At 55.1% G+C, this 15,196-nt stretch carries 8 protein-coding genes and 5 pseudogenes; 9 read left to right on the forward strand and 4 right to left on the reverse strand.

Annotated features, from left to right (window positions below; genetic code table 11):
• Positions 1-85 precede the first annotated feature (85 nt).
• Both IEX41_RS14610 and IEX41_RS14615 read right to left on the reverse strand, forming a co-directional pair.
• The gene (locus IEX41_RS14610) at positions 86-451 is read right to left on the reverse strand and encodes a flagellar protein FlgN (RefSeq protein WP_188791001.1); all 366 of its coding nucleotides are present in this window, start codon (positions 449-451) and stop codon (positions 86-88) included.
• Complete coding sequence (locus tag IEX41_RS14615) at positions 444-704, reverse strand: rod-binding protein (protein ID WP_229673253.1); 261 nt, start codon at positions 702-704, stop codon at positions 444-446. Before IEX41_RS14615 ends, IEX41_RS14610 begins: the two co-directional genes overlap by 8 nt.
• 108 nt (positions 705-812) lie before the next feature.
• Between IEX41_RS14615 and IEX41_RS14620 the strand changes: the two genes are divergently transcribed.
• From IEX41_RS14620 to IEX41_RS21570, 6 genes and pseudogenes are all read left to right on the forward strand, one after another.
• Entirely contained in the window at positions 813-4,232 is a 3,420-nt protein-coding gene (locus IEX41_RS14620; protein ID WP_188791002.1) for a flagellar hook-length control protein FliK, read from the forward strand.
• Between the two features lie 10 nt (positions 4,233-4,242).
• Complete coding sequence (locus tag IEX41_RS14625) at positions 4,243-4,917, forward strand: flagellar hook capping FlgD N-terminal domain-containing protein (RefSeq protein WP_188791003.1); 675 nt, start codon at positions 4,243-4,245, stop codon at positions 4,915-4,917.
• A gap of 176 nt (positions 4,918-5,093) precedes the next feature.
• Positions 5,094-6,232, forward strand: a pseudogene (locus IEX41_RS14630) (IS3 family transposase).
• Positions 6,233-6,400: 168 nt separating this feature from the next.
• Positions 6,401-7,270, forward strand: coding sequence for a flagellar motor stator protein MotA (gene motA, locus IEX41_RS14635; protein ID WP_188791004.1), 870 nt, complete (start codon positions 6,401-6,403; stop codon positions 7,268-7,270).
• On the forward strand, positions 7,267-9,555 hold the full coding sequence (locus IEX41_RS14640; protein ID WP_188791005.1) for a hypothetical protein: 2,289 nt from the start codon (positions 7,267-7,269) through the stop codon (positions 9,553-9,555). The genes motA and IEX41_RS14640 overlap by 4 nt, the downstream gene beginning before the upstream one ends.
• 214 nt (positions 9,556-9,769) lie before the next feature.
• Positions 9,770-10,257: pseudogene (locus IEX41_RS21570) on the forward strand (transposase); the annotation flags it as partial.
• Positions 10,258-10,346: 89 nt separating this feature from the next.
• Here the strand turns inward: IEX41_RS21570 and IEX41_RS14650 are convergent.
• Positions 10,347-11,473 (reverse strand): annotated as a pseudogene (locus tag IEX41_RS14650) (DDE-type integrase/transposase/recombinase).
• A 109-nt stretch (positions 11,474-11,582) separates the two neighbouring features.
• On the opposite strand from IEX41_RS14650, the pseudogene IEX41_RS14655 reads away from it, so the two are divergent.
• From IEX41_RS14655 to IEX41_RS14665, 3 genes and pseudogenes are all read left to right on the forward strand, one after another.
• A pseudogene (locus tag IEX41_RS14655) lies at positions 11,583-11,995 on the forward strand (transposase); the annotation flags it as partial.
• Between the two features lie 225 nt (positions 11,996-12,220).
• Positions 12,221-13,387: a nucleotide sugar dehydrogenase gene (locus IEX41_RS14660; protein WP_188791007.1), complete on the forward strand. Its 1,167-nt coding sequence runs from the start codon at positions 12,221-12,223 to the stop codon at positions 13,385-13,387.
• Positions 13,387-14,403 (forward strand): NAD-dependent epimerase/dehydratase family protein, encoded by a 1,017-nt coding sequence (locus IEX41_RS14665; RefSeq protein ID WP_188791008.1) that lies wholly within the window; start codon positions 13,387-13,389, stop codon positions 14,401-14,403. The genes IEX41_RS14660 and IEX41_RS14665 overlap by 1 nt, the downstream gene beginning before the upstream one ends.
• 23 nt (positions 14,404-14,426) lie before the next feature.
• Here IEX41_RS14665 and IEX41_RS14670 read toward each other — a convergent pair.
• Positions 14,427-15,184: pseudogene (locus tag IEX41_RS14670) on the reverse strand (IS5 family transposase).
• Between the last annotated feature and the right edge of the window lie 12 nt (positions 15,185-15,196).

The following is a 15,196-nucleotide window of genomic DNA, read 5'->3' on the forward strand; positions in this document are numbered from 1 at the left end:
GGATGCGAGTTACAGAATGGACCTTGAATCCTAACGTTGCGCTAAAGTCAGTCTGTGCAATTGCTCCAAATCAACTCAAAATTGCTCAAGCTCGCTTTTCCAGAGTACTCTTTTCGGTGTCCTCGATAGTCTCCCGTTTGCCATGCGCGTCGTAGATGTTCATTGATTTCCTTACTTCACGCATTGCATCAAGGCGTCCGGCGACGATCCGGATCCCCGCCAAGGCGTGATCAAACAGCTCCTGGTTCCTGTGAAGTTTCACTTGAAGAGGTTGCAGTGTTTCTGGTGTGACAGGGTCGCTTTCGGGCATGTCGTCCAGCAATGCAGCCTTTTCCTCCATTAGCGGAGCAAGGGCCGCGAGATCACCATCGAGAAGCGCAGCCCTTTCCCGATCAAGAATGCTCTCGAGGGCAAGCAGTGTCTGTGCGATAGCAAGTCGTTGCTCAGTCATTCATTTGCTCCTTCATCGCGTGAAAAATGGCCTCAGCGAGGCCGATACCGCCATTTTCAACCAATGCCTCAGCATGCTCTTGCCGAAGAAGAGAAGAAAACTGTTCCTCGCCAACGCCGCCACCGAAGGCTCCGGGGGTTTCGCCAAGGCCGGCCGCCTTGAGCATTTCTGATAGAAAGTTCGCCTCAAGGGCAGCGGCAGCTTTTCGAAGTCTATGATCCGCCGGAAAAGAGAGTGATAGGTCGACTTCCATGTGAACCTCCATTTCGACTCAACCAACTACATTTGACTGCCCAGCGGTAAAGAAGCGGTAATGATATTCTCCTAAAGTCCATGCGAAGGAAGAACTCCCGGAGACACCATGTTGAGTCACATTTCAGGGCTTTTGGGGATCGTGGCTGCCCAAGACGCCCGATCTATCGGTTCAGCCAGGCAAGAAGACATGCTCTTTGAGCACGTATTTCACGATTTGAATGGCGGCGGGCAGGCACTGAGCGCTGAGATGGGGGACAGCCTCGGACCGGAGACGACGCCTGAAACCGAGGTGTCCTTGACCAGTCCTGATGACGGAGAGAACGCAGAAGAGGCCGCAGAGATCGGTCCACCCCACTCTGATTCAAAGGAAGAGCTGTCTGTGCTCGGTGGGCAGAGGCTTGATCGAGCCGGGCCGACCGCAGGCGCACTGCCTTCAGCGATTGATAAATCAGCATCTCAGGTAGAGCACGAGCACATACCTTTTCCATCCAGCGAAACAGGTCATATCCCGGATGCGTCGGCTCTGCGACGGGAAGTTGAAGCACATTCAAAGCTGGGTGCTTCCTCCGAGCGTGCTCCGGTTGCCGCACCGTTTCCAGAGCGTGAGGTAGGATCAACCGAGTTTGGTCAGCCTTCAGAGAAGAACAAAAATGGTGAAGTTGACACAAAGACGCCCGGGATGCGGGAACAGAATAGTAGCACCAAAGCTGTTTCAGTTTCGAACCTTGAGGCAGACGTATTGAGCTCATTGGAAACTGTGGGGCATGCCGAGCAAAGGGATAAGCAGGGGCAGGATCTACCGATTCGTTCCTTCGCATCTCAACTTGATAAGAAAGGTAGGTTCCCCGCTGCCCCCCTCGGCGTGGCCGACCAAGCTAGAAGACTGGAAATGGGAGCAAAGAAATCAGGAGAAGCCGCCGCCTACTTGTATTCTAACGGCGAGACTGACGTGACGAACACGTCCGCTCCAAGCTCGCCAGGCGGTTTCGCAGCTACAACCAACGTTGGAGATGAAACCCGGTTTGAAGCGAACGCTCCTGCTCGCGCGAAGTCATTGATCCACCACGAGCGCATGGGGCTTGGGCCGTCTGCAGGCCGTCCTTTTGAGGTACTTGAGATCGACGGAGTGAAGCTTGCCGCCAAAGCGACTGCAGCGCTGTCTCCAGAACCCGTAGTGGTGGCAGATGCAGACAGACGAACAGTTCAACCAGGGCACCATGCCCTGTTTGGTTCAGGACCTCTCATAGCCTCGTCTTCCAGCAAGGCCATTTCAACGCCGTCCGACAGCACATCCGTGCCCATCTCGAAGCGCGCCCATGATGCAGGCACGAACGCCAAGACGACTGACGGGAAACTGAAGGCAGCCGCGCCCCGAGACATTTCATTGGCACTAGGATCACACCTCTTGAAGCCAGAACATGCGCAAGTCCTCACTGCGCACGATCCAGCGAGAGCTCAACCCATGCCGCCTCATACTTGGGAAAGCGTGCCTACCGTCGCCATCGATGCAACCGAAGGGCCCTTTCATCGCAAGTTAATCCCAGCTGGTACGCTGACCTCGCTACGAGGCACCACCGAGGACCATGTGTCACCCGCGGGCCAAAATGGCGGGTACGCTGATAACGGTCCTTTTGGTGGACATCATGGTGATAAGGGACGGCCACAAACTCAATCGTTGGTTAACATGACCGGCATTTCACCGGGTCAGCAGTCCGAGGCCCTCGATAAGTCTTTGAAGGGAAATTATCTGCTACGCCGCGTGGGTGGTGCTGCAGCATCAGTAGAGGTCAATGAAGCCAAACGGACTTTGTCACCCCAAGATCCCCCTTCACCGTCAAAGCAAGCCGGAATCGGTAGCACTTCGGCACAGGGCGACGTTACGGAGCACGCTTACCAAAAGCCGTCGGCTCCATCTGTCCGCTCCCAGCGGCTCGAAACGTCCTTCTACACTCAACGTAAAAATGGGGAAACGAGCGCACTTGGGACAGAGCGATCAACACCTGCGCAACCAGATGCGACGTCAGCTGGCAACCTCATAGCTCCGGCAGATAGCGACCGGCTGGACTTGGGGAACGATGCGGAAGCCTTGCCCGGAAAGACCCGCAACATCGTAGAACCGAAACGTGACGATACGAGTTTGGTTGCCAAAAGCGCACTGGACAGAGCAAGACTGCCTCGTGACGCCGCCAGGATAAATCTTGCTTCGGTAGCCATGCAGGCAATGTCCCAAGAAAGAAGACCGGAAGATCTAGGAACCAAACCGGCCGGCGCCTTCATACTTGAGACACCTGCCAAGCCTAGGGCGGCTTTCGGGCCGGTAGCGGGACGCAGGACCGGCTCAGGACTGGCAACAAGTCCGCTGCCTCCCAAGGCAGGCGTTGCCTCATCGACCGAACGAGCTCCGCTGGCCACTGAAGTGCAGTTCCAAGGCGCTGTGAAGACAGAGACGAAACAATCTTCGGTCTTGGCCCCTAAGCTCGGAAGCAGATCTGGGGCTTGGAAAACGGCAGCGGAAGAAAGTGCGTTGGGCAGATTGAACGCTTCGGAACCGCCCGAGGCCTTAACAAGCGAGAGGACTTTTGTGTCTGAAGAGGCCGCTGCAAAGGTCGGGCTGAAAATGCGATCAAGCCAAACACCCTACACTGAGACAATGGATAGCCCATACAAATCCTGGGAAGCGGCAATCGTGAAGGCGTGGCCCGAAAATCTTGTTTCCAGCGAGGCTGGAACAATCGAAGCTAAGCCGACCGCAAGGGCCGTCGACATGAAAGCGGTGTCAGCTGCGCCATCGGCAGGCGTGGCCATGTCCGGCGCGCCGCCGATTGCTACCCAGAGTGATGTCAGCAATGTATTCAAATCGTCCCGAAACGACCGCGATGCCGAAGCCGGCGCAGTTCTTAAGAAAGGTCAAGTGGCGGATATCCCTAAGACAGATGCATGCTCGGTTTCGATGTACCAACCGAATGTGACGACAACGCCGGCGTTTCCTTCCGTGGGCACGGCTGGTCAGATGCTTCTCCTGAATGACCAGTTGCCAGAGCGTGATGCAGAGTCATGGTTCGGCCCTCCCGACCAGCGGACTGGGACGACGCCCCCGCCCATCGCAATCGACGGGAAGGTCCCCACCGACCCTTTGGGGACAAACCTAGTCCGACAGATCAGCGAGGCGGTACAGTCCGGTGGCAGTAAAGCTGAGGACGGAATTGAACTGCGCCTGAACCCGGAAGAACTGGGTCATGTACGCTTTCGGATGGTCAATGGCGAGCAGGGGTTCATCATTCAGATTTCGGCTGATCGGCCCGAAACTCTCGAACTACTGCGCAGACACATCGAACAGCTTGGCAAATCGCTGTCCGAGTTGGGCTACGACAACCCCGGCTTCGAATTCGGGGGAGATGCTTCAAAGTCTGATTCGCATGGCAAAAACCCTCAGCCATTGACTGAGCAGCAGGTCGCTATGGAACCAGCACCTGTCACGCATCCGCAACTGAAGATCACCGACGGTGGTCTCGACCTTCGTATTTAGGGAGTACCCGATGGAAACCTCCAGTGTCTCGCCTGCCAACACAACGAGTGCCTCCAGCGGAGGTAGCGAAGCAAGTGAGTCGGCTGTCATCAGCTCTGACTTCGAAACCTTTCTCAAAATGCTGACGACGCAGATGCAGAACCAAGACCCTCTCAACCCTGTAGATTCGGCGGACTATGCGACTCAACTTGCGACCTTTTCTTCCGTTGAGCAGCAAGTCCAGACGAACGACATTCTGCGTGAGCTAACAGGAAAACTCACAGGGAGTGCTTTTCAGTCCATGGCGAACTGGATCGGAAAGGAGGCACTTGCCGAGGCTCCCGTGTATTATGCGGGCCAGGCGATTGTGTTGCGGCCAGAATATTCCACCGGAGCAGATAGAGCCACGCTGGTTGTCAGTGATTCCAACGGGACTGAGGTTCAGCAGCTCGAACTAGACATGTCGCAGCCCCTCGTGGCCTGGACCGGCATCGACGAGAATGGGCAACCGCTGCCTGCGGGCACCTACAGCTTTGAGGTGGCAAGCCACTCCGGAGGTACGGAAATTGGGCGGCAGGCCGCCAAAGCCTATAATCCGATCGTAGAGGTGCGCCAAGACGGCGACATCGTAAAGCTGACCCTTTCCGACGGCACGGAAGTGGACGCCACCGATATCACGGCACTCCGCTCAGGTGTCTCATCTTAATGAAGTAAAGCCGCGACATGGTAAGCGTTTTCTCCCCCCTGAAAAATGGACCGCTTGTTAGGTGTTCAGTCCCGGCATCTGGTGGAACGGAGAGGTGGCCAGGGAAATCTGGACAGGCGGGACAAGTGGATTTTCCGCGCGATAGCTGCATGATGCTTCGAGCGAGGAGAAGACCCATGGCAAGACGACCGCGCCGGAATCACAGCCCGGCGTTCAAGGGGAAAGTGGCGGTGGCTGCGATCAAGGGCGAGAGAGCCTTGGTCTAGCTGGCGCAGGATTTCGACTTGCGCCCGAACCAGATCAAGCAGTGGCGCGACCAGCTAATGGAGTGCGCGACCGGTGTTTTCGGCGAGGCTCCGAAGGGTGATCCCGGCCCCAAGACCGAAGTAAAAACCCTGCATGCGAAGATCGGGGAGCTAACGCTGGAGAACGATTTTTTGTCCGGCCCGCTCGGCAAGGCGGGTTTTCTGCCGAGCGCAAAAAAATGATCGACCGAAATGCAAAGCTGAGCTTGTCGCGCCGGGCCAAGGCCCTCAGGATCAGCCGGCGCAGCATCTACTACCAGCCTCAGCCGGTCGGCGATGCTGATCTGAAGCTCATGCACCGGATCGAAAAGTTGCACATGGAGTTCCCATTCGCCGGCAGCAGAATGCTGAAGGGACTGCTGGTCCAAGAGGGGGCCGTCGTGGGACGCCTGCACGTCGCCTTGCTCATGAAACGCTTGGGCATCGAGGCGTTGTATCGCAAGCCCAACACCTCGAAACCGGTCCCGGGTCACAAGATCTACCCCTACCTGCTCAGGAACCTACCCATCATCCGTCCAAATCACGTCTGGGCGATGGATATCACGTACATCGCCATGGCGCGGGGCTCCATCTACATTGTTGCCGTGGTCGACTGGGCGACGCGCCGCATCCTGGCTTGGCGGGTATCGATCACGCTCGATGCGGGATTCTGCATCGAGGCGCTGGAGGAGGCCTTAGCGAAACATGGCCAACCCGAGATCTTCAACTTGGATCAGGGTAGCCAGTTCACGTCCGCCGACTTCATCACGGTCTTCGCGGCCAGACGGATCAAGATCAGCATGGACGGCAAAGGCGCGTGGCGCGACAACGTCTTCGTCGAAAGGCTATGGCGGAGCATCAAGTACGAAGAGGTCTACCTTCGGGGCTACGCCAGCGTCTCGGAAGCACGCGCTGGCATCGGCCGCGACATCGGTTTCAACAACGGCCGCCGCCCTCATTCATAGCTTCCCGACAGAACGCCCAATCAAGCCTACGTCAACCCGCTGCTGCCCGAGCTGGCAGCGGCATAACCGAGGCGGAAAACCACTTAGAAAACGCCCTGACCCTGTCCAGACAAACCGATCCACCTCTGCCTCTAGCAGAAAGACCCTTCAGGAGAGAATTCCTACTAGTCGATACAGGTATTTTTAACTTTTGTCACTCTAATATATAATGGCAACTGGTGAAGGAGAGTCCCATTGCTGGGCGTTATCGGGATTGTCGTAATTTTCGCCATGGTATTCGGAGGTTATGTTTTAGCGGGCGGCAAGATGTCGATCATACTTAAGGCACTGCCTTTTGAAATGATGATGATTGGTGGAGCAGCTGCAGGTACATTCCTTATCAGTAACGATGGCAGTGCAGTAAAGCACACACTGAAAGATATTGGGAAAGTCTTCAAAGGTCCGAAATGGAAGTCTGAAGATTACAAGAACCTTCTCTGTCTTCTTTTCGAGTTAATCCGCCTGGCGCGGCAGAGCCCTGTCGCGATAGAGGAGCATGTCGAGTCTCCGGCAGAGTCTTCAATTTTCTCCAAATACCCAAAAATACAAGGGGACAAGATCGCACTCGAACTGATCTGCGACACCATGCGCTCCATGTCCATGAATTATGATGACCCCCATCAGGTTGAAGAGGTTCTGGACAAGCGGATTGAAGCGCTTGAGCACCACAGGTTGCATTCCAGTCATGCGCTTCAGGCGCTTGCTGATGCACTTCCTGCGCTCGGTATTGTGGCCGCTGTACTCGGTGTCATCAAGACCATGGCATCTATTGACCAACCGCCAGAAGTTCTCGGGAAGATGATTGGAGGCGCGTTGGTAGGTACATTCTTGGGCGTGTTTCTTGCCTACGGCTTCTTTGGACCTTTTGCAGGTAAGGTAAAATCCGTCGTGGAAGAGGACCTACATTTCTATCAACTCATCCGCGAGGTATTGGTGGCAAACCTCCACAACCATGCAACCAATATCTGCATCGAGGTTGGGCGCCAGAACGCACCTACACACTTCCGTCCAAGCTTTGTGGATCTAGAAGAGGCCTTAAAAACAGTGAAGCAGACCGCAGCATGAGAAAAACGTTTCTATTTCTATCTTCACTTATCGTGCTGCCGATAGATTCTCGCGCCGCGGAGGTCCGCTTTAGATCAGGGGAACATGATACCTTTACAAGATTAGCCTTTGATTTAGACGGAGAGACAACGTGGTCAGTAAGTCGTATTGAAGAGAATAATTTTCTCATAAAATTTAATAGTGCTCCGCAAGATTTTGACTTCTCATCCTTCCGAAAAAAATTGAATGCCGGAAGGGTAGGAGATGTGAGTGTCCTCCTAGGCAACACAGCAGTTTCCATCGACCTAAACTGCAACTGCGATATAGATTCCAGCCTCTCCAATGCACGCATGGGGGTTATTGATATCAAAGAAAAATCCACAGAAATTACCAATATGCCTGACGCTGAGATAGATACAACTGAAGAGATCACAACGGAAAAAACAAGCGTCCCTCCAGAAATTATACATTCTGAAAAGCTAGATCCTTCATATACCCCCCCAAGATTTGGATCCCAAAGAGGGGCGCTGGATCCAACATATGAACCTACACCCCAATTTCGCCCAGTGCAATATGCAATTCCTCAACCTGATGAAACCCAAGAATTACCATTAGATCAACTCGCACCTAGCCTTTTCGGAGGAATATTGGCTGAGCAGCTGGCCGAAGCGGCAACAAAAGGGCTACTGGACCCTACCATACAATTTCAGGCCTCAACGTTAGAGGGCTTACAAATTTCAGAAAAATCAGAGATCAAGGGTCAGAAGGTCACAAATCAGGCAGCCCAAGAGGATTTTTTACATTCTAACGTCGCCTCACAGTTGGATACTAGTGTAGGGAAATCACTCATTAGATTCGGTGAAGATTTTTGTGAGAAAGACGATAATCTATCCGTAAGCGAGTGGGGCGGAGAAAATGCAATAAATGATCTGATACCACAGCTTCGTGCTGATCTGTTTTCAGAGTTTGACCGCCTTGATGAAGCCACGCTCTTGCGACTGGTAAAAGCTTATATTCATGTCGGCTTCGGCATGGAAGCGCGTGCGCTTATGGAAATGTTGAGCGGTGGCCCTGACCCAGTCCTTAGCGCGCTTGCTATGATAGTTGACGGGCAACCAGATCGCGCAGGAGTGTTTGTGGGACAGGCCCATTGTCCAGGTCATGCGGCGATGTGGGCATTGGCGGGCTCTACGGAGCTACCGGAAGGCACTACTATAAATAGCGCTTCAGTTCGCCGAAGCTTTGATCAGATACCTCTCGACCTTCGCCTTCAGCTAGGTCCGAAACTTGCAACAAGGCTAGCTGAAGAAGGTAGGATCAATGAAGCGCGCACTCTTCTTTCTCAGCTTGCGCGCGCCACCGGAGATGAAACTCAAAACATGCGGTATGTTAGCGCGCTCATCGACGGGCTTGAGGGCCAAGAGAAGCAAGCCGAGAATACCTTGAATGGGATCGCGCGAAGCGCTAGTGAATATTCGCCTGAAGCGATTACTGCAGCCATTGATATCGCAACTAAGCAGGGACAGGGAGTTGACCAGCGCGTGGCTGATTTATCTACATCTTATTCGGTGGATTATCGAGATACGGAAATTGGCGCTGATCTATGGCTATCTAGCATCCGCGCTTCTTCACTCAATGGGAAATATGAAACAGCTCTCAAACACCTCACAAATGACGACCGCCATCCCTCAGATATAAAGCGTCAAGCTGCATCTGACTTAGTAAAGTTATTACTGAAAGACGAAAATGACCAAGCTTTCCTGCAGGTTATTTTCAACCACGAAGAAATTTTTCATGATTTTTCATCAACAGAAAATGCTTTGGGTGTAGCTCGCCGTCTCCTAGCACTTGGCTTGGCTGATCAGGCCGAAAAGTGGTTACACTTTGAAGGTGTTGATCGCAACAATCGAGACGTAAAATTATTGCTGTCTGAAATTTACTTGACGAAAGGTGAGCCTGAAATGGCATTGGTGCGAGCGTCTGGATTGCGTGGTGATGATGCGCTCAAGCTTCGGGCCGAAGCCTATCAACTTATGGGGAATTTTAATTCAGCAGGTCTGCTATGGGATGAGTTGGGAGATGTCGAAAGAAAAACCGCAGCAGATTGGCTTTCTGGAAATTGGCAGACCTTAACTAATGATGAAAGTGTTCGAGGTGAATTTTCAAGGCTGGCGCAAGAAGAGCTGCCGAATATTAGCGAAAATTTCCCAAGCATCGATATCAGCAACACCCTTTCATCTTCGAGTCGGGACGCTATAAATTCTCTAAGATCACTTCTTAATTCAAGGTTAGAGCTGCGCGAGTGAGGCCTATGTTGGGAGCATATTGTAGCCTTATAGCTTTTAGCTACCTCTGTTGCGCAAACTTCGAGTGGATTGGCTCCTTTAGTCCTGAGTGGTAGCTTGCCCGCAGGAAGAGCCCCCCCAGCTATAGGACCATGAACCGGCCTGCCTACGAGGGATTGCTACGCAGTGCTGTAAGGGGAGACACCGCGCGAATCCAGCGTGCTAGATCAATGCCATGCCGAAGGCCTCTCCCACCCGCTATCGCTGGATAAACTGGTCCGACTACAACGCCACGCTCCGCCAGCGGCATCGCTCTGGATCTGGTTTGATCCCGGACAGTCTGGCAGGTAGGAAAGTCCAGCAATGGGGGGGTGGCCCGAGACGTTCTCTGGTGCAGCGGTCCAAGTGTACTTTCACGCTGAATGTGTTCTTCGGCAAACACTTGGGCTGGTCGAGAGCCCGATGCGGATGGCTGGGCTCGACTGGCCGCTGCCGGACTAGCCGACGCTGTGTCGGCGGCAGTGACCGTTCGGGGTAGCCCCCTACAGTTGCCCAGGCATGCCCTTGCACCTCCTTGTCGACAGCACCGGCATCAAGTTCCGTGGCGATGGTGCCTCGCTAGCCCGCAAGCATGATCCGTCACGTCGCAGGCAATGGCGCAAGGTTCACATCGCCATGGACACGCAAGCCCGGGACATACACGCGGTCGAGCTGACCAGCTCCACTCGGGTCGCTCATTCAAAACAAGAGGCGGCTGGTTGGTGCGCTGCTCCCCGACTTTGGACCGCCGGAAGCTGGATTTTCCGGCTCTTTCACAATGACGGGCTGGTGACGCCTTCGGGATAATGCATGGCGATCAGGACGTTATACCCGATCGCACTATGGGCCTGTCCTCGTTGTAGCTCCTACGCCAATCCTCCAGCTTTTCGCGGGCGTCGGCAAGGCTCACGAACCAGGGGACGTTCAGACATTCGGCCCTGAGCTTTCTGTTGAAGGTGAGGAGGGATCAGCAAACAGTCCGGGGACTGTTTGCCCCGACGCAAGATGAACCCGTGTCGGTCGGTTTTCCCGGCCGTGAGAAGTCCAGCGTGACGTCGCTGACATAGGTCCAAAGATTGACGTCGCGAGAGATAAACTCGCTGCCGTTGTCGACCCTGATCGTTCTCGGATACCCGATCTGCCCGCAGATCCGTTCGAGCGTCTGCACGACGTCCTCGCCCCGGTAGGTGAAGCGTGAATCGGCTGCCGGGAAGAGCCGTGAGTGCGTGTCGACAACGGTCAGGATGCTCAGCTTATTGCCCAAGGCGAGCTGGCCGTGGACAAAATTCATCGCCCAGACTTAGTTGGGTCCGACGCAGCTTGGCTTTCACACGCCACTTCAGCTGTTTGTCCCTTAGCTGCAGGCCCGACTCGTCGTAAATGCTGCGCGTCTTCTTCATTTTGATGACCCAGCCCTCGCGTCTCAGCAAGACGTGAACACGCCGATAACCATAGCGCACACGCGTCCCTGCAATCTCCTTGACCGCCGCTCAACAGCAGCTTGGTCCGTCCGCCGGGACTTGTAATGGTAGCTGGACGTGACGAAGCAGATGGCCCCACAAGCCCTCCGTATCGACCCGCCCCATCCGTCGCACATCCCGGTGACGAGTTCGCGCAAACGGCCAAGCTTCGGAGCTTTCGCCGGATAACGTCCTGAAGAATTCCTCGGTCCAGCGTTAGATCGGCCAAGATTTTCTTTAACCGGGTGTTCTCATCCTCCAGCGCTTTCACTCGGAGCATCTCATCCGGCAGTATGCCGCCATACTTTTTCTTCCAGTTGAAATAGATCGCTTGACTGATCCCGGCCTTACCGCAGATCTCCGCGGCAGGCGTTCCCCGTTCGTTCGCCCTGCTTCAGATTGAACGCTTCCTGCGCCTCCATGAACTTTGATGCTCTCATGCGGTTCCGCTCCTCTCCCAGCAGGAAAGCTTAGCCCAAAAACCCGATTTCGAACGGCCCAGTTTTCAGGGGGCAGATCAGAGGTCAACTCGAGCCACCAGAGCGACAGCCCCTGCTGCCCAAATTGCTGCCGCTAATTCCTGAGGATGAAGAGATCGCCATCGCCACCGCGGACGGCGCAAACGACACGCGACGTCACCATACGGCCATCATCGCGCGCGGCGCCGATGAAGTCACACCCATCCGCTGGAACGTCCGCGCCTGCAAAAAAGACTGCCCCGAAGCATGGGCGCGCAACGAGATCTTGCGGGCGACGGCGCACCTCGGCAGGGCGCTCTGGAAGAGGTAGGCCGGCTACCATGCCCGGGGCGGGTCTGGGCCCAGATGAACCGCCTGAAGCTCTTTGGCGAGCGAATCATGACACGAGAACCCGACCGCCAGACCGCCAAAATCAAGATCCGCACCGCCATCATGAACCGCTTCTCGGCCCTAGGCAGGGCTCAGATCAAGGCCGTCGCCTGAAGGGCCACGGGAAAGGCGACAGTAAGCACGAACGCTAAATTGCGTAACAACGCCGATCGAAATCAACTCAAGGAAGAATACACTTCAGGGAAATCTACGTAAACACATAGTGTAATCGTTAATTGCAAGATTGTCTTGTTGGATTTACCAGATGGTAAGCATCACTGATCTTTCGGCTTTGCCACTGGACAATGGCTGCTGGACTGCTGCCAAAAGGAATTCAACATGAAGATTGCGGTTGCCGGACTTGGCTATGTGGGCCTTTCAAACGCGGTTCTGCTGGCTCAGAAGCACAGCGTGGTAGCGGTCGATATCTCGAACGAGCGCGTGTCGCTGGTCAACGACCGCAAGAGCCCCATCGTCGATGCTGAGATTGAGGACTTCCTCGCCACCCGCACACTGGACCTGACTGCGACCACTGACGCGATGGCCGCCTACACGGATGCCGAGTACGTTATCGTCGCGACCCCCACCAACTATGATGCACGCAGCAACTACTTCGACACGTCCAGCGTCGAAACGGTCATCGCGCAGGTGATCGAGGCCAATCCCCGCGCCACCATCGTCATCAAGTCGACAATCCCGGTGGGCTACGTTCGCGCCCTGCGGCGAGAGATGGAGACGGATCAGGTGATCTTCAGCCCTGAGTTCCTGCGTGAGGGCAGGGCGCTCTACGACAACCTGCACCCCTCCCGGATCATAGTGGGTGAGCGCTCCGAGCGGGCGCGTATCTTTGCGGACCTTTTGCTCGAGGGTGCGCAGGAAACCGAGGTACCGGTGCTCTTCACCGACCCCGACGAGGCCGAGGCGATCAAGCTCTTCGCCAACACCTACCTTGCCATGCGGGTCGCGTTCTTCAACGAGCTCGACAGCTATTCGCTGGCGGGAGGCATGGACAGCCGCCAAATCATCGAAGGAGTGAGCCTCGATCCGCGCATCGGCGGGCATTACAACAACCCCTCCTTCGGCTACGGCGGCTACTGCCTGCCCAAGGACACCAAGCAACTTCTGGCCAACTACAGCCATGTGCCACAGAACCTGATCCGGGCGATCGTGGACGCCAACCGCACGCGAAAGGATTTCCTCAGCGACCAGATCCTGATGCGGGGCCCGAAGGTGGTGGGTATTTACCGGCTGGTGATGAAGGCAGGCTCGGACAATTTCCGGCAGTCTTCGATCCAGGGCATCATGAAGCGGCTCAAAGCCAAGGGCGTCGAGGTCATCGTGTACGAGCCGGTGCTCGATGAGGCCGAGTTCTTCCGTAGCCGCGTGGAAAACGATCTTGCCGCCTTCAAGGCCGAGGCTGATCTCATCGTCGCCAACCGCCTGACGGACGACATCCGCGATGTCGCGGACAAGGTGTTCACCCGCGACCTCTTTGGAGAGGACTGATGAGTAAAGGTACAGTCCTGATCACCGGATCCTCCGGGTTCATCGGCTTCCATCTGGGGCGCAAGCTCTTGGAAGATGGTTTTCAGGTTGTTGGTATCGACAATCTGTCAGACTATTATGATGTGCAATTGAAGCTGCGTCGGCAGGAAATGCTTCTGGATCATCCAGAATTTACCGTGATCAATGACAGCATTGAAACGCCGGGCCGCATGATGGACCTCTTTGCGGAGTATCGGCCTGATTTTGTTGTTCATCTCGCTGCGCAGGCCGGTGTACGATATTCCATTGAAAATCCCCGAGCCTATCTCGAGAGTAATATCATCGGGACATTCGAGATTCTTGAAGCGGCCCGAGCCTATCCTCCAAAACATATGCTGTTTGCATCTACCTCATCGGCTTTTGGGGCGAACAAGAGCATGCCTTACAGGGAAACCGACAAGGCCGATCACCAGATGTCCTTTTATGCGGCTACCAAGAAATCAACGGAAAACATGGCGCATTCTTATGCGCATCTGTTTAATTTGCCGATTACGATGTTCCGCTTCTTCACCGTATATGGCCCCTGGGGTCGTCCGGACATGGCGCTATTCAAGTTTACGAAGGCAATAAGCGACGGCCTGCCAATAGATGTTTATAACTATGGCGACATGAAGCGTGATTTCACATATATTTCTGACCTCGTCGAAGCCATATCTCTGCTCATGCCGATCATTCCCAGCGCACCGGCTGACGGTGTTGTCCCTGATGGTGACAGCCTGTCCCCGGTAGCACCGCACAGGGTGGTAAACATCGGCAATTCAGAGGCGGTGGCGCTGACTGATTTCATCGATGCCATTGAAACATCTATCGGGCGCAAGGCGGATCGTAACCTCATGCCTATGCAGGCCGGGGACGTGCCGGCGACATGGGCGGATTCTAAATTGCTGAAAACCTTGACTGGCTATGCCCCCAAAACCTCGGTGAGGTCAGGTGTACAGGCCTTCGTTGATTGGTACCGGGAATATTACGAAAGCTGACTAGGCTCTGGACTCATTGAGTTTCACAGCCAGTAAATGACGATTGCTGCGAGTGCGATTGCCGAAAAGACGGTTTGTGGACATCGGTCATAATGGGCCGCTACGCGTCTCCAGTCCTTGAGTCCGCCAAACATGATCTCGATTGGGTCACGCCTCTTATATCTGCGCTTGTGCTAGCGGACATGTGTCTTCCGCTGCTTTCCGCCAGGGAGGCAATGGCGTATCTTCTTGTCCTGCAATGCTTTTCTGAAACAGCCGGCATTGTATCCGCGATCTCCGAGAAGCCACGTCACGTTGGGCAGCCCACTGACGAGCGCACGTGCCCCGATGTGGTCGCTGACGGGACCAGCGGTCAGGAACAGGTCCATGGGCCGGCCTTGGCTGTCGCAGATGGGGTGCAAGTTCGTGTTGATGCCTCCCATCGTCCTTCCAATCAGGCGACCACACCCCCCTTTTCGACGCTCAGGCTGGACGCCGTACGATGAGCATTCAGATGAGTTGCTTGGATCATCACGGTCATCTTCTCGCCGTGCTCTGCGGCCAGCCCCGTCATGATCCGGGCGAAGACACCCCGGTCGCTCCACCACTTCCCACGGTTATAGAGCGTCTTGTGCGGGGCATATTCTCATGGTGCGTCACGCCACCGCAAACCGTTGCGATTGATGAAGATAATGCCATCCAACACCCACCGGGCGTCGACACGAGGCCTGCCCTGTGACTTCGGGAAATACGGCTCCAGACGCGGCATCTGCGCATCGCTAAACCAGAGAAGACCAGACATGCTCACCGCCCT

The organism is Salipiger pallidus (genome assembly GCF_014643635.1).
Taxonomy (GTDB): Bacteria; Pseudomonadota; Alphaproteobacteria; order Rhodobacterales; family Rhodobacteraceae; genus Salipiger; species Salipiger pallidus.